Origin of the sequence: Sporomusa aerivorans (genome assembly GCF_041428895.1) — a bacterium.
GTDB lineage: Bacteria > Bacillota > Negativicutes > Sporomusales > Sporomusaceae > Sporomusa > Sporomusa aerivorans.
In genome coordinates, this window is record NZ_CP156926.1 from 590756 (window position 1) to 609685 (window position 18930).

The 18930-nt window shown below is 47.7% G+C and carries 19 protein-coding genes; 11 read left to right on the forward strand and 8 right to left on the reverse strand.

The window, feature by feature from the left end:
• Window positions 1-187 precede the first annotated feature (187 nt).
• Both SATMO3_RS02725 and SATMO3_RS02730 read left to right on the forward strand, forming a co-directional pair.
• On the forward strand, window positions 188-1099 hold the full coding sequence (locus SATMO3_RS02725; RefSeq protein ID WP_371377150.1) for a LysR family transcriptional regulator: 912 nt from the start codon (window positions 188-190) through the stop codon (window positions 1097-1099).
• A gap of 169 nt (window positions 1100-1268) precedes the next feature.
• Window positions 1269-2537 carry a lactate racemase domain-containing protein gene (locus tag SATMO3_RS02730; RefSeq protein WP_371377153.1) on the forward strand — a complete coding sequence of 423 codons (1269 nt, stop codon included), beginning with the start codon at window positions 1269-1271 and terminating at the stop codon, window positions 2535-2537.
• Window positions 2538-2991: 454 nt separating this feature from the next.
• Here SATMO3_RS02730 and SATMO3_RS02735 read toward each other — a convergent pair whose 3' ends face one another.
• The 5 genes from SATMO3_RS02735 to SATMO3_RS02755 all read right to left on the reverse strand — a co-directional run bounded on the left by SATMO3_RS02735 (window position 2992) and on the right by SATMO3_RS02755 (window position 7333).
• Entirely contained in the window at window positions 2992-3720 is a 729-nt protein-coding gene (locus tag SATMO3_RS02735) for a FadR/GntR family transcriptional regulator (protein ID WP_371377156.1), read from the reverse strand.
• A gap of 295 nt (window positions 3721-4015) precedes the next feature.
• Window positions 4016-5185: a UxaA family hydrolase gene (locus tag SATMO3_RS02740; protein WP_371377159.1), complete on the reverse strand. Its 1170-nt coding sequence runs from the start codon at window positions 5183-5185 to the stop codon at window positions 4016-4018.
• Window positions 5185-5499 carry a UxaA family hydrolase gene (locus SATMO3_RS02745; protein ID WP_371377161.1) on the reverse strand — a complete coding sequence of 105 codons (315 nt, stop codon included), beginning with the start codon at window positions 5497-5499 and terminating at the stop codon, window positions 5185-5187. Before SATMO3_RS02745 ends, SATMO3_RS02740 begins: the two co-directional genes overlap by 1 nt.
• A 133-nt stretch (window positions 5500-5632) precedes the next feature.
• Complete coding sequence (locus SATMO3_RS02750) at window positions 5633-6421, reverse strand: SDR family oxidoreductase (RefSeq protein ID WP_371377164.1); 789 nt, start codon at window positions 6419-6421, stop codon at window positions 5633-5635.
• Window positions 6422-6451: 30 nt separating this feature from the next.
• A complete protein-coding gene (locus SATMO3_RS02755) occupies window positions 6452-7333 on the reverse strand; it encodes a fumarylacetoacetate hydrolase family protein (RefSeq protein WP_371377166.1) in 882 nt (293 codons plus the stop codon).
• Between the two features lie 568 nt (window positions 7334-7901).
• On the opposite strand from SATMO3_RS02755, the gene SATMO3_RS02760 reads away from it, so the two are divergent.
• The 7 genes from SATMO3_RS02760 to SATMO3_RS02790 all read left to right on the forward strand — a co-directional run bounded on the left by SATMO3_RS02760 (window position 7902) and on the right by SATMO3_RS02790 (window position 14915).
• Complete coding sequence (locus tag SATMO3_RS02760) at window positions 7902-9362, forward strand: DASS family sodium-coupled anion symporter (RefSeq protein WP_371377169.1); 1461 nt, start codon at window positions 7902-7904, stop codon at window positions 9360-9362.
• A gap of 50 nt (window positions 9363-9412) precedes the next feature.
• Complete coding sequence (locus tag SATMO3_RS02765; RefSeq protein ID WP_371377172.1) at window positions 9413-10516, forward strand: PrpR N-terminal domain-containing protein; 1104 nt, start codon at window positions 9413-9415, stop codon at window positions 10514-10516.
• Between the two features lie 133 nt (window positions 10517-10649).
• Window positions 10650-12152, forward strand: coding sequence for an acetyl-CoA hydrolase/transferase family protein (locus tag SATMO3_RS02770; RefSeq protein WP_371377175.1), 1503 nt, complete (start codon window positions 10650-10652; stop codon window positions 12150-12152).
• Between the two features lie 81 nt (window positions 12153-12233).
• Window positions 12234-12431, forward strand: a complete 198-nt coding sequence (locus tag SATMO3_RS02775; protein ID WP_371377178.1) for a 4Fe-4S binding protein — start codon at window positions 12234-12236, stop codon at window positions 12429-12431.
• Window positions 12428-13582 carry a 2-oxoacid:acceptor oxidoreductase subunit alpha gene (locus SATMO3_RS02780; protein WP_371377181.1) on the forward strand — a complete coding sequence of 385 codons (1155 nt, stop codon included), beginning with the start codon at window positions 12428-12430 and terminating at the stop codon, window positions 13580-13582. Before SATMO3_RS02775 ends, SATMO3_RS02780 begins: the two co-directional genes overlap by 4 nt.
• Window positions 13583-13605: 23 nt before the next feature.
• On the forward strand, window positions 13606-14397 hold the full coding sequence (locus SATMO3_RS02785; RefSeq protein WP_371381660.1) for a 2-oxoacid:ferredoxin oxidoreductase subunit beta: 792 nt from the start codon (window positions 13606-13608) through the stop codon (window positions 14395-14397).
• A complete protein-coding gene (locus tag SATMO3_RS02790; protein WP_371377184.1) occupies window positions 14394-14915 on the forward strand; it encodes a 2-oxoacid:acceptor oxidoreductase family protein in 522 nt (173 codons plus the stop codon). Before SATMO3_RS02785 ends, SATMO3_RS02790 begins: the two co-directional genes overlap by 4 nt.
• A 184-nt stretch (window positions 14916-15099) precedes the next feature.
• Here the strand turns inward: SATMO3_RS02790 and SATMO3_RS02795 are convergent, their stop codons facing one another.
• Window positions 15100-15540, reverse strand: a complete 441-nt coding sequence (locus tag SATMO3_RS02795) for a GNAT family N-acetyltransferase (protein WP_371377187.1) — start codon at window positions 15538-15540, stop codon at window positions 15100-15102.
• A gap of 107 nt (window positions 15541-15647) precedes the next feature.
• The gene (locus SATMO3_RS02800) at window positions 15648-16361 is read right to left on the reverse strand and encodes a metallophosphoesterase (protein ID WP_371377191.1); all 714 of its coding nucleotides are present in this window, start codon (window positions 16359-16361) and stop codon (window positions 15648-15650) included.
• Between the two features lie 448 nt (window positions 16362-16809).
• Here SATMO3_RS02800 and SATMO3_RS02805 point away from each other — a divergent pair, with 448 nt between their 5' ends.
• Complete coding sequence (locus SATMO3_RS02805) at window positions 16810-17001, forward strand: DUF2281 domain-containing protein (protein ID WP_371377194.1); 192 nt, start codon at window positions 16810-16812, stop codon at window positions 16999-17001.
• Between the two features lie 164 nt (window positions 17002-17165).
• Here SATMO3_RS02805 and SATMO3_RS02810 read toward each other — a convergent pair whose 3' ends face one another.
• Complete coding sequence (locus SATMO3_RS02810) at window positions 17166-18236, reverse strand: permease (RefSeq protein ID WP_371377197.1); 1071 nt, start codon at window positions 18234-18236, stop codon at window positions 17166-17168.
• A 239-nt stretch (window positions 18237-18475) separates the two neighbouring features.
• Here SATMO3_RS02810 and SATMO3_RS02815 point away from each other — a divergent pair, with 239 nt between their 5' ends.
• Entirely contained in the window at window positions 18476-18853 is a 378-nt protein-coding gene (locus SATMO3_RS02815; protein ID WP_371377200.1) for an ArsR/SmtB family transcription factor, read from the forward strand.
• Window positions 18854-18930 lie beyond the last annotated feature (77 nt).

Below are 18930 nucleotides of genomic sequence, written 5' to 3' on the forward strand. Positions count from 1 at the left end.
TTTGCATAATTTATCCGACGTCTAACCCGCTCTATATCCAGTAGTTTGCACCACATCGTTAGACAATGGTAAATATTGACCGAATAATCTTAATAAGTTAATATTAATGTAATTTAGCTTATATGTAAAATGATATATTTTGATAGAACATATTCCAAATTGCAATAAGATTAAATGGGAGGCCGCTATGTGTAATGCAGGACTTGAGGTTTTTTTAGCTGTGGCAAGGATACTAAGTATTAGTAGAGCTGCCGAGCAACTAAATTTGGCTCAATCAACGGTAAGCAAGCGCTTGAAGGAACTGGAGGCCGAGCTGGGGACTGCGCTGATCGAACGTGGACAAGGTTCCAAGTCTATTCATTTGACACCTGCAGGCGAAGAATTTCTTGACATCGCACAACGCTGGAGTGTTCTGTGGAATCAAGCGCAGGCGCTCAAATCCGCAAATCGTAGACTTTCACTGACTATCGGGACCCTGGATAGCATAAATTATGCTCTTTTTCCGCCGCTGTATCATTCTTTATGCCAGCACAGTCCTAAGATACGTTTAAATATAGTTACTTCGCATTCTCCGGATTTATACGATCTTCTTGAGCGCAGGCAGGTAGATGTCGCCTTTACATTGATTGAGAGACCGTATCCCGCAATAGCAGTTGAAAAAGTATTTAGCGAGCCCATGGTCGTTTTGCGTCCTTTCGCCCGGGATAACGAGGGCTCCCGAGTCATTCACCCCGGTGAATTGGATTCAAATTATGAGTTATTTCTTGCCTCAGGCCCAAGCTATAAAATATGGCATGATCAATGGTGGGATCCTCTAAATAGTAGTTGCATCCGGCTTGATTGTGCCCAATTGATTTTTTCTTTTTTTTACTCCGATAAGCAGTGGGCAATTGTTCCTCTATCCGTGGCTAAGATGGCTCAGCGCAAAGGTAATTTTAATATTGCTACTCTTGCTAATTCTCCGCCTGAACGAATTTATTATAAAATTACCCATAAATATCCAAAGGCTATTACGATTGCAAGTTTAGAAATCCTAGATCATTATTTAAAACTATGTCTGCCAAATAATACGGATGAGACAAGCAGATATCATATTTAAAAAATTCCGCCAATATACAAATCCGTTATTGACAAAATATACCGAAAATGAAATACTAAAAACACAGGATATTGGAAAGTGTCATTTTTTTTATAGCAAAAGTTGTATGATTACCTGATAATCATGCTATCTGGTAATATGCTACGTGTAGAAATGGAGGAAGATGCAAATGAGTACCATTAACAGACTGCTTGACCCGATTGTCGTACCCAAAGTAGTAAAAGTGAAGCAAACATTTGAGCGTCCAGTGATCCATGATGTTCTTGGTGAATTTAAGTCACGACTCGCCGCCAAAAGTGTAATGAGCCAGATTAAGCCCGGCCAAAAAATTGCTGTAGCCGTAGGCAGCCGAGGTATCTCCAATCTGCCGGAAATGGTAAAAATACTAGTTCATGAAATAAAAAAAGCCGGAGCTGAGCCCTTTATTGTTCCGGCGATGGGAAGTCACGGCAGCGCAACTGCCGAAGGCCAGCGCAACATGCTGATCGGCCTGGGATATACGGAAGAGTATGTCGGTGCTCCTATAAAGGCTACGATGGAAACCGTTCAGGTCGGTGTTTCAGCAAACGGCTTTCCGGTATTTTTTGACAAGTATGCTTACGAGGCTGATGGAACGGTCTTTATCAACCGCATCAAACCGCATGTAGCCTTTCGCGGCCCCTATGAAAGCGGTCTGATGAAGTTTATTACCATCGGACTTGGCAAACAAAAAGGTGCCGATATCTGCCACGACCTTGGCTTCGGTAAAATGGCGGAAAACATTCCGGCCATGGCGAAGGTTTCTCTAGCTAAAACCAATATATTATTTGCCGTCGGTCTTGTCGAAAATGCATACCATGAAACCTGCCGTATAGAAGTATTGAAAAATTCTGAGATTGTTGAGACAGAACCCTCATTGCAGGCAGAGGCCAAACGGCTTTGCCCTAAAATTTATTTTGATAAATTTGATGTTCTCATCCTGGACGAAATTGGCAAAGATATTAGCGGCAGCGGTTACGATACTAATATTGTCGGCAGATATCATACCCCTTTCTGCACTGGAGGGCCGGATATCACCCGTATAGCCGTGCTGGATGTCACCAACCACTCCCATGGCAATGCGAACGGTGTTGGAATTTTGGACTTTACCACCAAACGACTGTTTGATAAATTTTCTTTTGAAGATACATATCCCAATGCCCTGACTTCTACTGTGCCTACCAGTGTCAAAATGCCAATGGTACTGAAAAACGACAAGCAGGTATTCCAAGCCTGCATTAAAACCTGCAATCGCCTGGACAAAGAAAATGTCACCCTGATTCGGGTCAAAAACACCTTGTCCCTGGGAGAAATCGAAATATCAGAAAACCTGATTCCCCTAGCAAGGGAAAACCAATTCTTGGAGATAGTCAGTGAACCGTATGACCTGCCCTTTGATGATAAAGGCAATCTACTCTAACCGGCCAGGCCAATGCCATCGTTATAACCTATTCTACTCGATGCGTAAGCTCCAGTAAGGTAGCCGCCTGGTGTTCCAAGTGCTGATGGTGGAATAGAGTTAAAAGAATAATTTCGCGACAATGCAAAAAAAAGCAATGAGGGGAATCTTCATTGCTTTTTTGCATCTGCGCCGATTTCGAAGGATACTACTACCCTTGAAGCCGCATCAGTTTGAGTGTTAGGATTATCATGGGTGATAATTTTCCGAAAAAGTAAGTATCAATAACAAGAATACCTGGCAATAAAAAACCACCTGATATACGATAAAAACACCAGGTGGTTGCTGGAATCATACACTATTATGATTTTATCATCGGTATCTTATAGAGTGCCTTTGCTTACAAGTATATTTTTGTTATAAATCCATCAGTTGTCCGTCAGTAAAGATGAGGCTCCTGAGCATTATCATTCAGTCAGTTTTCTGTTTTGGCATCATAGTTTTCAATCAGAACCTCTTCGATGAGACGGTGAGCCTGTTCGAGGTGCAGTTCCATTGCTTTGCGGGCGGCGCGCCCCTGTCGCTTCTCGATGGCTTTGATAATTGCCTCATGCTCTGCCAGGATCAATTCAAAGCTGGATGGCTTCGCTTTGTGTTTCCGGTTGGTTTGCACTACTTCCCGATATAATTCATGTAAGTGACTGACGACTGAGCATAGCGTATTGTTTCTGGCGGCATGAGCAATTGCATAGTGCAGGTTATAATCGGCCTCAGCCGTTTCCCGGCCTTGTTGTACGGCTTCCGCCATATCACGGTAGGCGGCTTTAATTGCCACGATATCGTCCGGTGTAGCCCGGGATGCGGCCAGTGCGGCGGCTTCACATTCCAAAATTTTGCGTACTTCCATGGATTCCAAAATGGCGGCGTTTTTGCTATCTAGCAGGGAGGTGAGCGGTTCAACGGGAGCGGCATTTTTGACGCGCTTCACGTATGTTCCTCCGCCCCGTTTGGTGGAAACCCAGCCATCGGCTTCCAGAACTGCCAGCGCTTCCCGCACCGTTGTACGGCTTACTCCGAAAATTTCGGCTAAACGTTTTTCCACAGGTAATTTTTCACCGTAGGAATACTGACCGTTTTTAATCATTTCCCGTAAACGGTACAGTATTTCTTCCGATAATTTTATTCGTTCTATTTTTTCCAGCATGATATTCTCTCCATTATAGATACATGAATCTGTCTAATGAAGGTTCCACACAAACTACATAATTCCTGCAAGATAAGTTATGAATTATTCCGGAAATTGACAAATATAGTTATGAAATAGAAATGCTGCTCAATACAATAATCGGAATTAGCTTTTGAGGTCTGTCTTGATAACTGCGAATGCTTGTTAGCAGGTTTGCTCCTTAGAATAATAGAAAGCGATATGAACATGACTCCTTTCATATCGCTGAAGGGAAAAAATATACCGTTGTCCATCAGAAGTGGATGCAATTAGTTTATGGCATTCTGGTAATACAGAATTGCTCGTCATGGCCAAGTACTTCCGCTTTGCTCATCTTACCGGAAGCTACTGCCAGAATTTCACGGTAAATTTCTTCACCAACCTGCTGCAGGGATTTTTGTCCCAGAATTACTGTGCCGGCGTTGACATCGATATTTTCCTGCATGCGTTCAAAGGTACGTGGATTGCCGGTTATTTTGATCACCGGAACGCCTGGGAAGCCCGAAGGGGTGCCGCGACCGGTCGGAAAACAGATGATTTGGGCGCCGGCGGCTACTTCGCCGGTAGTTACCTCGCCGTCATGTCCTGGTCCGTCCATGAGCAGCAATCCTTTTTGTGTTGGCGCGTCACCGGATTTGAATACTTCAACGAATTGCGCATTTCCGGATTTTTTCATGCCACCCAGCGATTTTTCAACTACGCTGGACAGGCCGCCATCGTAATTTCCTGTCGAGATAAGGTGCTTGCGCTTGGTATTGCTGGAATTGGCGGTTTGCCGCTTCAGCCGCTCTTCCATAGCGCCGATGACCCGTAAAATATCTTGTGCAACCTGCTCATTGACGGCGCGACGCGCCAGAATATGCTCCGTGCCAAGCAATTCCGTCAATTCTGTCAGAATGGAGGAACCGCCCTGTGCCACGAGCTTGTCCGAGGCAATACCAAGTGCCGGATTGGCTACCAGGCCGGAAGTCGTATCAGAACCGCCGCAATTCAAGCCAATCATCAGCTCGCTGACACTGACTTCCTCCCGGCGCTCCAGGGAAGCTTTCTGCTGCATTTTCCGGGCATAGCGGGTGCCGATTTCAATAGCTTTAATTGAGTCGCCAACATCCTGAATTACTACTGTTTCCAGCATTTTGCCGGTAGGGGCAATGCCATGGGCCAGCTCGGCCGGCATAAACCGCTCACAGCCAAGACCCACTACCACCACGCCGGCAAAGTTGGGGTTGCGCCCGATACCGATTAAGGTTTTAGCGGTTATTTCCAAGTCTTCGCCGACCTGGCTGCAGCCGACAGGGTGGCTGAAGGCAATGGCGCCGGGAACATTTTGCGCAATGCGCTGCGCCACTTTGGCGGAGCAAAATACGGAAGGAATAATAGCGATGTGATTGCGTACGCCGACTGTGCCGTTTTCCCGGCGATAACCCAGAAATGTATCTATCATTACTTCATCCCCCTGTCGCAATACATGTTATGACTGTGAATCCAGCCGCCTTTTTTTATGCTTTTTTTCATTTTACCGATTTCCTCACCATATTTAAAAACTCCGGCATTTTGCGCCAGGTCGGTCAAAGTGAATTTATGCCCAAACGGTATGTTTTCAATTACCGTCATTTCGTATTTGTTACCGCCGTCTTCCGCTACCAGACAGGTATCGCCGGCCGCCAGGTCCGCGAGCGCCACAGCCACGTTATCTTTCTGATCAAGTACTAAAGCGGTTTTGCTGCCCGCCAGAGAGGCCATTTCCAATTCACTCATCTGTTTTCACCCTTTTCACATATTATTTAGATAATTCACCCTGTACAAATTGATATTTCTGATACCAATTTATACAGGATGGCCGGCGGCGCAGACACAAGGGAGCGGCGCCGCCGGCTGCATAATTTCTGATTTAAAAAGTTTTGGTCATGCCGCCGTCAACCAGTACCGTCTGGCCGGTAATATAGGTATTGGCTTCTGAACACAGGAATACAGTCAGGCGGCCATATTCGTCCGGTGTGCCATAGCGGCCCAGCGGAATGTTTTTGATTGTGTTTTCATAAACCTGATCGACTGAGATATTTGCCTTGTTGGCCCGGACTTGGTCCAGTTGCTGGATGCGGGCCGTACCGATGCGTCCCGGTCCCATAACGTTAATCAGGATATTATCTTTGCCGAGTTCCTGGGACAAGGTTTTAGTAAGTCCCATGACTCCCATACGGAAGGTATTGGAAAGAATCAGATTTTCCAGTACCTGCTTAACCGAAGACGAGGTATAGTTAACAATGCGGCCTTTGCCTAATTTGCGCATATGCGGCAGCACTTCGCGAATGCTGCGGATGTAGGAGAGTAAATTCAGCTCATAAGCTTTTTGCCAGGCTTCGTCGGCAAAGTCGTCGAAAGTGCCGGCAGGGGGGCCACCGGCATTGTTGACAAGTGCATAGATGGAGCCGAATTTTTCAACAGTGTTTTTTACTACCAGGGCAATGTCTTCCGCCTTGGTGATATCGCCGGCGGTATAGGCAGGTTCTTTGCCGGTGGCGGCTTTGATATCCGCCTGGGCTGCCAGCAGTTCTTTCTCGAAAGGGCTAAACAGCATGACATTGGCTCCTTCACGGCAAAATTCCAGTGCAGCCGCTTTGCCTAACCCGGCGCTTGATGCCATGACCAATACTGCTTTGTCTTTTAATCCTAAATCCATTTTTATGTCCTCCTTGTTGCGTTAACTTTTTTATTTCTTTACTTTCAGGTCGATGACGGGATTAACCAGTGTTTCAAAGCCGTCAATCCGGCATTCCACGATATCGCCGTCCTGAATATGTACGGCACGCGGCGTGCCGGTAAGCAGGATGTCACCGGGCAGCATGGTTGCCACTTTGGAATGAAACGAAACCAGATATGCCGGCGGGAAGGTCATATTGGACACTATGTTTTGGGCATAGACTTCCCCGTTGCTTACCGTGGCCACCTTTAGCTTGGTTACATGATCGATTTCATCGGGTGTTACCAACACGGGGCCTAAGCTCAAAAAAGTATCGAAATTTTTTGACCGGGTAAGGTACCGCGGATTAATCCGCAGAATGTCCTCCGCCGTCATATCGATAATGGTTGTAAAACCAGCCACTGCACTAAGCCAGTCGGCTTCTTCCACATCTTTGCACTTCTTGCCGAAGATAATTGCCAATTCGGCCTCAGCGGTTGTTTTTTCCGATTGAACAGGAACCTTGATGGGATCGCCGGGGCCAATGATGGTTGTGGCGAATTTCGCAAAGCTTGCCGGTGCGACGGTTGGCGTCTTTTCGGCCAAATCGCCGGCGTGATCAACGTAATTGAGGCCGATACCCCAAATTTTGGCGGGATTACGGAATAATGGTCCATATTGAACCTTTTCTTTGGAAACTGCGAACTGCGCTAATGTGTTCAGTTCCTCTTTTCCTTCCGCCCGGTACCAGTTGTTCATTTCCTCCAAATGACCTGACTGGATAATTGCCTGCAGTTCGGTTGCCCAGGCTTTGTTTAGTTTTTCATTAATTGTTTCTACCGGCAGCAGGCCGGCAGGGGTTACAACGGCGGCTATTTCGGCGCCGTTGTGTTTGATTGTTGCCAATCTCATACGCAAACCTCCCTTTTTGTTTATAAAGTGATTTTTACGGGTAAGTACGCAAATGCAAATTTGTAAAGTAATCATACAACTTTTAATTACACTACAAATGCTGTCATTATCAGTATTCCATTTGATCATATATTTTGTCAATACGCAATTTTTGCATTATTTTCAACAAAAAACTGAAAAAACAAGAGAAATAGGACGAAAAATGAGGTAATTTTGATAAATATGGCAAAATATTCTCTGTTACGCTATTCTGATTTTTTTGTATTTCGTGTTATAAAGATTAAGAAGGACAAGCAACAGTCATCGCAAATACCGAAAAGTTGTCTGATTGCCTTACAAAAATCATTGTTAACGATAAACACCGCGCAATTAGGATCAGACTGCTTAAAGCTGTTCGGTTTCGTAGCAATCATTTGATAAACCAGCATGAGGGGAGGGTGACGGAGTTGAGCCGGCTCATTTTGCGCTTTATTCGTTCTGCTTTTATAGCGCACATGCAAGGGTGGAATTACTCCGGGATAATTGAACAAAAGCATAGCAGTAATAAAAAAAGGAGTGTTGAAAAACTATGGCAAACGCCTTTGAGACGTGGGGCAAGAAGTACGGTTTGCTGCTCGGTTTTCTGGTTGGTCTGGCAATTTGGCTTTTTCCTGTTTCTGCGGCAATAACGGAAACCCAGCATAAATTATTGGCCATTTTCGGCGGTGCCGTTATTACCTGGGTTACAATCGGAGTCAATTTTGCTGTCAGCTCCATTATTACTTCATCGTTGCTCTATTTTTGGGTAGGTAATCTGACTGGACAAGTTAAAAACGGTGTTTTGGTCCGCAGCACTGATTTTGCTCTGAGTCAATTCTCGTCCGCATCTTTGTGGCTGTTGCTTACCGGTTTTGTTATATCTATTGCCATGACTAAAACCGGGGTTGCCAAACGGCTGTCATTATACCTGATAAAACTGATGGGGCGAACGCCGTTTGGTGCCATTATGGCAGCTTCACTTACCAACTTTATTATGGCGCCGATGACTCCGGCCAACACGGCCCGTACGGCGGCAATGCTGCCAATTGTTCAGGGTCTTGCCGAAGCGTATAAGGCTGAGCCGGGAAAAAGCAATTTTGGCAAGGCGCTTGCCTTGTCTGCGGCCTTTGGCGGCAACATTACCGCCTCTGCCTTTTTGACAGGTACCATTGCCAATCCTGCCGCCTTAAGCGCCGTAGTTGCGGCAGTGGGCGCCTCAATGTATACAAGCTGGAGCTATTGGGCTTTGGCAGCAGCGCCGACAAATTTACTTATCCTCTTTATTGCCGCCTGGCTGCTGATTAAATTGTTTCCGCCTGAGATGAAAGAGGTTCCGGGGGGCATTGGCTATGTCAGCAAGGAACTGGAGGCCATGGGGCCTATGTCCGGGGCCGAGAAAAGAGCCATTCTATATTTTCTGATTGCGCTCGGGTTGTGGACAACCGACCGGTATCACGGGTTAAACTCCACCATGATTGCATTTATTGCTTCCGCTTTGATTTATTTCCCAAGAATCGGTGTTCTTGACTGGCGGGAAACACAAAATCAGCTTCCATGGGAATTGTTTATGTACTTTGGCGGTGTGCTGACATTGGGTGCTGCACTGATGCAGTCGAAAGCAATCGAAATAGTTATCAAAGGTCTGCTGGCATCGCTCGGACTGCATTCCATACCGGAAATGACTATGCTAATCATTTTGATCGGCTTTACCATCTTTAGTCATATGATTTGGTCGACAACAACTGCCATGGCCGGGGTAATGCTGCCGATCTATGTGGGAATCGCGCAGGCGATGGGGTTTGATGTTGCCCGCTTCTGCCTGCCGCTGGCAATTATGATTGCCTATGCATTGTTTCTGCCGTTCAATACGATGGGGAATATTATTTTCCTCGGGACAGGCTTCTATACCGTGAGTGAACAGTTAAAAGCCTCCTTGATTCTGGGCGCTATTATCTGGGGACTTTGGATTATCACCGCCTTTACCTGGTGGAAAGTAATCGGTTTGACTTAAATGTAATCAAATATTCAAGAAACCCATTGTAGATCGGTAGGTGAGATAGCATGAAACAACCAATTGTTTTTATTGCTTTATCTTCCCATATGGCGGAAATGGCAACACAAATTGCCGGAGATATGGGACTGGATATTCCGATAGAAGTTGGTAACATGGACACGATACAAACTATTGTCGCAAAATATCCCGAGGCCGAAGTGCTGATCAGCCGTGGCGGAACGACCGATGTCTTGCGAAAAATATCGCGGAAGATGGTTATTGGTGTTACGACAACCATCGGCGACATACTGGAACCCATTCGGAAAATAGCGGTAACGGGTACAAAAAAGATCGGCGTAGTTGCCAGCGGTAATTTAATCGAAGACCTGTCCCAGGATTTTACTATTCTGGATATTACAATTCTTATGCGGCCCTGGCGGGAGAAAACTCAGGTTGCGCCGGCAATCGAGCAGTTGCGGCAAATGGGGGTAACCAGTGTTGTGGGTGACCGCGTAAGCGCGGAAATCGCCAAGGAATGCGGGTTGGCCGCTGAGTTTCTTGATTCCTGCCCGGCATCCATTAAAAAATCCCTGCAGGAAGCCATACGAATTATTGAAGCGCAGAAAATACAATCTTCCCGAGATGAAGAAAAGGCGCAGGAGATTGAGCATCATGTCGGTGAGTTATACCAGTCACTTGAACAGGCTGTCGCGGCTATTGAGGAATTGACCGGGGCATCGCAGCAGTTGGCGGCAACCAGTCATGAGACTACTGGCATCACAAAGCAAGCAGCCGAAAAAGTCAAAAAGACGACGGAAGTGCTGGATATTATCCGGCGGGTGGCCAAACAGACTAATTTACTTGGTCTAAATGCGGCCATTGAGGCTGCGAGAGCTGGCGAATACGGGCGTGGCTTTTCGGTTGTCGCCGCGGAGGTACGCAAATTGGCGGAGGAAAGTGACAAATCCGTACTTCATATCGACGGGATGCTGAATCAATTTCGGGATGCGGTCAACCACGTGCTTCACAACGTTGAGCAAAGCAATGCCATTATCCAGGATCAGGCCAATACGACACAGGAAATAGCGAAACAAATTGAGGGCCTGCGGAGCGTGGGGCAGAACTTAATGGATTTGTCCAAACGGCATTCCGGGGCGGTCGGTGTCAAATAAACCAGCGCCAAGAAGTTTAACGGAGTGATTGGCTCGAAGAAGGGCAACAGATTCCTCCGATGTTCTGATGCCCTTCTACTCGGAGAGGGAACATCCTTAAAGAAACATATTATGAAACAGGGGGAAGAGGAGCATGGATGAAATCCGTGGCCGGGTTCGCAACAAAAGTTTACACAGCAAAATCGTAGCAGCAGAGGAAGCGGCGGCTGTAATCAGGCCGGGAATGAACATCGGAGCCAGCGGCTTTACGTTAGCAGGTTATCCGAAAGCCGTGCCGCTGGCACTGGCTGAAAGAATCCGCCGGGAAAAATTCCGGATCAATCTGTGGACAGGCGCTTCGGTCGGCAAAGAGCTGGATGCCGCATTGGCTGAGGTCAACGGTATTGCCCGGCGCATGCCTTATCAGACTAGCGACGGTTTACGCAAAGCCATCAACAGCGGTAAGGTAGAGTATGCGGATATTCACCTCAGCCATATGGCGCAAATGGCCGCTGCCGGCTTTTTAGGCGGAAAAGTGGACGTGGCCATCGTCGAAGCCTGCGCGATTACTGAAGACGGGCACATTGTGCCGACCACTTCAGTCGGTAATTCCGCTTCCTATGTACAGGATGCAGATATTGTGATTGTGGAAATCAACACCACCCAGCCGGTCGAACTGGAAGGAATGCATGATATTTTTCTGAACCAGCCGGCACCCAACCGCCTGCCAATTCCCATCGTAAAAGCCAACGACCGCATTGGAACTGCCTATATCCCTTGCGGTTTAGATAAGATTACCTATATTGTTCCGTGCAATATTCCCGACGCAGTGCGGGAACTGGCTGCCATAGATGAGAATTACCGGGCCATGACCGCACATTTGATTGAGTTTTTAAAATTTGAGATACGCGCCGGGAGGCTGCCGAAAAATTTATTGCCGCTGCAATCGGGGGTTGGCTCGGTAGCCAACGCTGTTGTTGCCGGATTGGTTGATTCGGATTTTGAAGATTTAACGGTATATACCGAAGTCATTCAGGACGGTATGTTTGATTTGATCGATGCCGGTAAGCTTACTTTTGCTTCCGGTACTTCCCTTACACCGTCGCCGGCAGGGATCAAACGTTTTTATGACAATTTGGCAGCCTACCGTCAAAAGATTCTATTCCGGCCGCAGGATATTTCCAATAGTCCGGAAGTCATCCGCCGACTGGGCGTCATTGCTATGAATACCGCCATCGAATTTGACATCTTTGGGCATGTCAATTCAACTCATATTGCCGGCAGCAAAATTATGAACGGCATCGGCGGATCAGGAGATTTTGCCCGCAATGCTTACCTGACGTTCTTCTTTACCACGTCTGTGGCTAAAGGAGATAAAATATCCTCGATCGTACCCATGTGTTCACATGTTGATCACACGGAACACGACGTCGACATATTCGTCACCGAGCGGGGAGTGGCGGATGTCCGCGGCCTTAGTCCGAAAGAGCGGGCCAAAGTTATTATCGACAAATGCGCCCATCCGGCGTATCAGCCGCTGCTCAGGGATTATCTGGAGCGGGCAGAAAAAAGCACCGGCTATGCCCATACGCCCCATATGCTGGACGAGGCCCTCTCCTGGCATTCCAGGTTTTTAAAAAACGGCAGGATGCTATAAATCATTTTGTTAATCACTTTTTTCCTCCTGTTACAGGGGAGCAAGAAAGTATTATAAATAAAACCATTAGGAGGGTGAACTGTGGCTACAGTAGAAGTAGTTGCCAAACGTTGCAAGGGATGTAATATATGTGCAGCCCTGTGTCCTAAAAAAGTGCTGGAACTGGATACCCTTGGCAAAATTTATGTAAAAGAGCAAGACGCCTGTATCGGCTGCGGCCAGTGTGAGCTGCGCTGTCCGGATTATGCAATTTTTGTGACCAAGGAGGAAAGCAAATGAGCAACGCAAGGTTGATGCAAGGAAATGAAGCGTGCGCAGAAGGCGCGTTGGCAGCCGGCGTACGGTTTTTTGGCGGCTATCCCATTACTCCCTCGACCGAAATTGCCGAACACCTGGCCAAAAGCCTGCCAGGTGTAGGAGGAAGCTTCGTCCAGATGGAAGACGAGATCGCCGGCATCGCCGTCGTCCTCGGCGCCTCCTTAGCCGGTAAAAAGGTGTTGACCGCCACTTCCGGGCCGGGGTTTTCCTTGAAACAGGAATTGATTGGGTACGCCGCCATTGCCGAAATCCCGGTGGTCATCGCCAATGTGCAGCGCATGGGTCCGTCCACCGGCCAGCCGACTTCGCCCGCCCAGGGGGATGTCATGCAGGCCCGCTGGGGCACTCATGGCGACCATCCGGTTATTGCCTTGTCGCCCTGGACAGTGCGCGAATCGTTTGATGTGGCCGTTAAAGCCGTTAACTACGCCGAACGCTTCCGCACCCCGGTTATTATTCTCCTGGATGAAGTGGTGGGGCATATGAGGGAAAAGGTGGTTCTGCCGTCCCCGGAGGAAATCGAAATCTACCCGCGCCGCAAGCCGCATGGTACCCGGGAACAGGGAGTCAGGCCCTACACCCCGGATAACGACCTTGTCCCCAATCCCGCCAATTTTGGCGAAGGGCACCGTATTCACGTCACCGGCCTGGTGCATGACGAAACCGGCTTCCCGAGCGGCAGCCCCAAAATTACTCAGGAAAGCCTCCGCCGGTTGCACCAGAAAATCGACATCGCCGAGGAGGAAATCATCCATTACGATGAGTTCTTCCTGGATGACGCGGAATTTGTAGTCATTGCCTATGGCGGCACGGCCCGCACTGCCTACGCCGGTGTTGAAGCGGCCCGTGAGAGAGGTATCAAGGCGGGCATGATCCGGCTCATGACCATTTGGCCGTTTGCCGACAAAGTGGTAAAACAGGTTGCAGCCAAGGTCAAAGGCATTCTTGTGCCGGAAATGAACTATGGCCAACTGGTGTTAGAAATCGAACGGGCGGCCGGCGGCCAGACGCCGGTAGTATCTTTGCCCAAATACAATACAGAAGTATTTACTCCCCAGGAAATCTGCGAAGCCATTATGAACATGGCTCAGGGTAAGGAGGTGTCCAAGTGAGAAGCTATGAACAATATTTCCGCATGAACCGGCTGCCCCATATCTGGTGTCCCGGCTGCGGCAACGGCATTGTCATGAAAGCCATAGTAAACGCCATTGAAAAGGCGGGCCTGGAGCAGGATAAAACCGTCATCGTTTCCGGGATCGGCTGCTCCTCGCGGGCATCGGGCTATATGAACTTTGACACATTGCATACGGCTCACGGCCGCGCCATACCATTCGCCACCGGCATCAAACTGGCCAATCCGGAACTGAACGTCATTGTCATCACCGGTGACGGCGACTGCACAGCCATTGGCGGTAACCACTTCATTCACGGCGCACGAAGAAATATCGATTTGACTGTCGTCTTATTCAACAACAATATCTATGGCATGACCGGCGGGCAAGCTTCGCCGCTGACCCCTTTAAACAAAACTGCCACTACCGCCCCTTATGGCACGGTGGACCGTCCCTTTGATCCCTGTGAGCTGGCAAAAGCTGCCGGCGCCACCTACGTGGCCCGTGGCACGGCATATCATGTCAACCCCCTGGTGGAGGTTATCAGTCAGGGCATCCAAAACAAAGGTTTTTCCCTGGTTGAAGCCGTGACCCAGTGTCCCATTTCTTACGGACGGCGCAACAAACTGGGCGATGCCGCCAACATGCTCAAGCTCATGAGCGAACGGGCGGTGCCGCTCAAGGCGTACGAAAAACTCCCTGCCGAGCAGAAGCAGGATAAATACCCGATCGGCGTGCTATATCACGAACCGGCGGCAGAATATGCCCAAGAATACGGCAAACTAATCCAACAGGCAATGGAGGGGAAAAGATGATGGAAATTCGTTTATCCGGCTCCGGCGGGCAGGGCGTCATCACGGCAGCGATTATTTTTGCCGAGGCCGCCATCATGGAGGGAAAAGAGGCGGTACAGGCGCAGTCGTACGGACCGGAAGCGCGGGGCGGCGCGACCAAAGCCGAAGTCATCGTATCCGAACGGCCCATCTTTCACCCGAAAGTAGGTCAGCCGGACATTCTACTGGCGTTGACACAGCAGGCGGCTAACAAATACGCGGCGGAAAACAAAGAAGATACTGTCATGGTTGTGGACGAAGACCTTGTGCCGGAACCGCCGGACACTAAGCGACTGGTGAAAGTGCCCATAACCCGGCTGGCGGTGGAGAAACTGGGAAGAGACCTGTTTGCCAATATTATTGCACTGGGAGTTCTGGTAAAAATATCCGGAGCCGTAACTATCGAATCGGTGCAAAAGGCAGTGGCTCACCGGGTGCCGAAGGCAACAGTGGAAAAAAATATGGAGGCTCTGCGCCTGGGATTTGAGGCTGTTCCATAGTGACCCTCTGAATTGAGAAGGTTAAACAGAACACCACTCTGTTGCTATAAAGCGGCAGAGTGGTGTTTTTAAACCTTAGCATGATTCGCTGAGAGTTGTGATCTGTGGATTCTTAGACTGTCGCAAAACGTTTTATAAAAGAAGACAGACAAACGAATAGAGACTTTGTGCCCCAGCTATATTTTTAGTGCGCAATGTCTTTAGAGAATAAAAAGGCTCTCTTCATGTAACCGTTTTTCTCATAAAATTTGTGCGCACCTTCCCGCTGAAAGCCTGAATCCAGCTCAATCTTTTTGCAGCCGGCCATGCGGGCAAGCGTGCCGGCTTCCGCCAGCAAGCGGGTGCCAATGCCTTGACCGCGCAAGGAGTCGTCAACAATCATTGCATAGATATAGGCAATGCGGCCTTCCTGCCAGAAGTTATTTACATAGGCGATTGAACAGAAGCCAATCACCTTGCCGCCGGTGACCGCACAGATATATTTGTCGGCTGAGCCGTTTAACCCACGGGAAAAGACGGCGAACATATCATCTCTGTGTAAAGTACGGTCAGGCCAGAGTTGGCCGAAAAGCATAAATATGTCGCTAAAGTCTTCCGTGGTTGCTTCTCTATACTTTACCTCCATAATAACACTCCTTTCTCTGTGCGCCTCTATAGGTGGTTCTGCCGGGGTATCCATTTGTCCGGGACCGGGGCGGAGCGGGTCTTTTTAAAAAGCCGCCGGCCGCACCTTTAAACATAAAATTCCCGGTAGCCTGGTAATTCTAAAGCAGCCAGCCGGCCACCAAAACAACCGCCGCAGTCAATGCCTATTTTGTCCTGGTACTCCTGGTCAAACCATATCCGGGCATTCGCTTTTTTGAATTTCTTGTCATAACGATACAGATGCCAGGTAGGGACATGCCCAAAAACAAGCACCTTCCCTTGGTACGCCGGACAAAAAGGGAATTGATTCTCCATCCACACCAAATCGTCTTCGGTGTTTTCTTCGATAGGCTTTTTATTATTAGCTCCCGCGTGGGAAAATAGAAAATTGCCGGCGGAGAAATAGAGCGACAGGCTTTGGATGAACGTAAGGAGTTCTGACAGTCTGGCGGGTGCTAAATTTTTTATTTCCTCATACATCGTTGCGCCGCCGTTATATTTCACCCAGTTATATAAGTGCTCCGACGGGTTACTCTGCCATGTGGACGTGCCAGTCATTTCGATTAAACTCTGCTCCAGGAATTGTTCATGATTCCCCTTTAACAGCACCGCGCCTTGCGACTGAAATGTTTGACAGGTTTTTAGCACAGCCAGGTTTTCCGTCCCGCGATCAACCATATCACCGCATATGACCAGTAAATCACTTGCCTGGTCATATTCAGCCTGCTTTAGTAGCGACTGTAATCTTTGATTATCGCCATGAATATCGGAGATTGCCAATATCCGGTCAACAACCCGCATAAATACTACCTCATCTTTTCTTTGTAATACCATGCACTATCTAGTTTAATTCCCCATCCATATTATACCATCAATAAGGTACAGTATATCGATTTTTTCAGAGACTTTGGAGCCTGTTTTCAGGCTGGAACAGTAACCAATAATGCAGAATATAAAATTCCTTCCAAAAACTTGACAATATGGCAGGAATTTTAATTTTTTTGGGAAATAAAGTAGTATATTGGCATTTATTGTTAGGAACAAAAGAATCTAAGAATGAAAATTCATGACCGTATGACAACCAATATAAAATTTGTAAAATAAATAATTTACAAGAGGGCTGCCTCCCGCGAGGCAGCTTGTTTTACCGGAGTATTTATAAACAGTGTCCCTGTCCCCCTGTTTTATATGCAACCTGCCAGAGGATGGGTAATGATATATGGGGCGGCATAACCAGGAGGAGGAGATTATGACTTTAGCGGAAAAGCTATTACAAGACTTTCAGGCGCTTCCTGATGAAAAAAAGCGGCAGGTTATCAATTTTGTAGAGTTTTTGTGTGCTAAGCAGCAGCAAGAGCTGGAGCAAATGACGGATAATAGTATCACTGAAAATGAAGAGGAATTTGTGGAGCTGGCAAAACAATGCGTACGCGGGCGATAGCCAATATATGCGTCGAAAAAAGGCTGAGTGCATCAAAAAACTTTTTGGAGTATTCATAACCTGTTTCTAATACGGCTAATAGTCGAAAATCCTGCAATTTCAAAGAATTGCAGGATTTTCGTGCAGTTAGTCCCTATGTTTTGTTTAAATTGTACCTGTCAATGCTACAAGACCAGCGGGGCGATTAGTCCGCTGATTATTCCTGCGACTGCTACTGCCGCAAGGACGAAAAGCAATATCTTTGCCGGGAAAGCATTCTTTAGTATTAAAATCGAGGGGAGACTGACGGCCGGTAATGTTATCAGCAAGGCTGCTGACGGGCCGACGCCAAGCCCGAAAGACATCAATGTCTGTACTACCGGAATCTCGGCGGCAGTAGGAATGACAAAAAGTGTGCCGGCGATAGCCAGGCCGATAACAGCCAGGATACTATTACCCCAATCCGGGCCGACAGCGGGGAAAAGCCAGGCGCGGGCGGCGCCAAGGGCAAATACGACGATTAAGTAAGCAGGTATAGTATCGAGGATCAAGCGCCACAAAGCCTTCAGCCATCTGCCAAACAAGCTTGCATTCTCCTCGTCGTAGTTGTTGGCTAGAAGCGAGGAAGGTACTGTTTCTTCATTAGCGATACGGTTAGCTAAAAGAGAAATGCCAAATACAAGGATAAGTCCGGCAATAATTCGGAACATGGCAAACTTCCAGGAAAGTACAAAACCCATAAAAATAATAGTAGCGGGATTAAGCACAGGATTGCCTAAAAAAAATGCCAGGGCGGAGCCAACTGATGCGGCGCAAGTACGAAGACCGGCGGTCACTGGAGCCGCGCAGCAGGAGCACATCATGCCCGGCAGTGACGCAGCACTGGCCGCGGCGGTGCTGGAAAAATTCTTGCCGCCAAAGACCCGCATGACCCAGTTTCTAGGGATTAGAACCTGTACGAGTGAACCTAGAAGAAGCCCTAGAATTACTGCCTTCCAGACGGCTTTGAAATAATCGGTGGCATAACCCAGTGCTGCTGCCCAGGATGGTATTGGTGCAGCAGCACTTTTACCGGTTATAATCGATGAGCCGATTGAATGAGTAGCAGCGGCCACAAAAGCCCGATCATAATAAGGGTTCCATTTAATGATGAAAAGACCAACAACGGCCACAAGCAAAAAGGCCATGGGAAATAGGATATATTTTTTTGTTGATACCGAGGTAGTTTCTTTCGAATTGGCTGTTAAGTGTGCCATGAGAGGCTCTCCTTTTCTATATATTAAATAGAAAGTTTCTATATAATATATAAAATTCCTCTTTGTTTAGTAGGTGGTTTAATTGCCTCAATACTGCCTTAAGTTGCAGCTCAATTTATTTAAGGCGTAAAGAAACAAAAGAATTGTTTCCTTGTATTCAGGCGGTTGAAAGGCAAACTTGACAGGAGGAATAAGAACCGATATATTTTACATGACTACATATTCAGGCGGTGTGTGTGATGAAAAAGAGTACCTGTGATTCCGATATGTGTGAACAGTTATGCGAACATCCCCAGACTATCTGCCTGGCTAAGAACGATATGCTGCCGGAAGGGGAAGCGCGGCAAATAACGGAAATGTTTAGGCTGCTCGGTGATATGACCCGGTTTAAAATCCTGCAGGCGTTATCCAGGCGGGAGTTGTGCGTATGTGATATCGCAGCGGTGTTGCAGATGGCGCAATCGGCTGTTTCGCAGCAACTGAGACTATTGCGTGGCGCCCGTTTGGTTAAGTATCGTAAAGAAGGGACGCTGGTCTGGTATTCGCTTAATGACGATAATATTGCCGTTTTACTGCAGCAGGGAATGGATCATATCCGGCACAATGAGAAGGGCTGACCGGAGGAAATGATGATTACTCCGTGGTCGCAGGTTGCTTTATCGGAATTTGCGGATAAATATAAGGACTGACGTGC

Coding starts and splice junctions, on each gene's coding strand:
- SATMO3_RS02795 (WP_371377187.1), bottom strand. CDS start 15,540: ATGGAGGTAAAGTATAGAGAAGCAACCACGGAAGACTTTAGCGACATA.
- SATMO3_RS02760 (WP_371377169.1), top strand. CDS start 7,902: ATGGCAAACGCCTTTGAGACGTGGGGCAAGAAGTACGGTTTGCTGCTC.
- SATMO3_RS02745 (WP_371377161.1), bottom strand. CDS start 5,499: ATGAGTGAATTGGAAATGGCCTCTCTGGCGGGCAGCAAAACCGCTTTA.
- SATMO3_RS02765 (WP_371377172.1), top strand. CDS start 9,413: ATGAAACAACCAATTGTTTTTATTGCTTTATCTTCCCATATGGCGGAA.
- SATMO3_RS02755 (WP_371377166.1), bottom strand. CDS start 7,333: ATGAGATTGGCAACAATCAAACACAACGGCGCCGAAATAGCCGCCGTT.
- SATMO3_RS02730 (WP_371377153.1), top strand. CDS start 1,269: ATGAGTACCATTAACAGACTGCTTGACCCGATTGTCGTACCCAAAGTA.
- SATMO3_RS02725 (WP_371377150.1), top strand. CDS start 188: ATGTGTAATGCAGGACTTGAGGTTTTTTTAGCTGTGGCAAGGATACTA.
- SATMO3_RS02800 (WP_371377191.1), bottom strand. CDS start 16,361: ATGCGGGTTGTTGACCGGATATTGGCAATCTCCGATATTCATGGCGAT.
- SATMO3_RS02770 (WP_371377175.1), top strand. CDS start 10,650: ATGGATGAAATCCGTGGCCGGGTTCGCAACAAAAGTTTACACAGCAAA.
- SATMO3_RS02750 (WP_371377164.1), bottom strand. CDS start 6,421: ATGGATTTAGGATTAAAAGACAAAGCAGTATTGGTCATGGCATCAAGC.
- SATMO3_RS02735 (WP_371377156.1), bottom strand. CDS start 3,720: ATGCTGGAAAAAATAGAACGAATAAAATTATCGGAAGAAATACTGTAC.
- SATMO3_RS02790 (WP_371377184.1), top strand. CDS start 14,394: ATGATGGAAATTCGTTTATCCGGCTCCGGCGGGCAGGGCGTCATCACG.
- SATMO3_RS02805 (WP_371377194.1), top strand. CDS start 16,810: ATGACTTTAGCGGAAAAGCTATTACAAGACTTTCAGGCGCTTCCTGAT.
- SATMO3_RS02740 (WP_371377159.1), bottom strand. CDS start 5,185: ATGATAGATACATTTCTGGGTTATCGCCGGGAAAACGGCACAGTCGGC.
- SATMO3_RS02785 (WP_371381660.1), top strand. CDS start 13,606: ATGAACCGGCTGCCCCATATCTGGTGTCCCGGCTGCGGCAACGGCATT.
- SATMO3_RS02815 (WP_371377200.1), top strand. CDS start 18,476: ATGAAAAAGAGTACCTGTGATTCCGATATGTGTGAACAGTTATGCGAA.
- SATMO3_RS02780 (WP_371377181.1), top strand. CDS start 12,428: ATGAGCAACGCAAGGTTGATGCAAGGAAATGAAGCGTGCGCAGAAGGC.
- SATMO3_RS02810 (WP_371377197.1), bottom strand. CDS start 18,236: ATGGCACACTTAACAGCCAATTCGAAAGAAACTACCTCGGTATCAACA.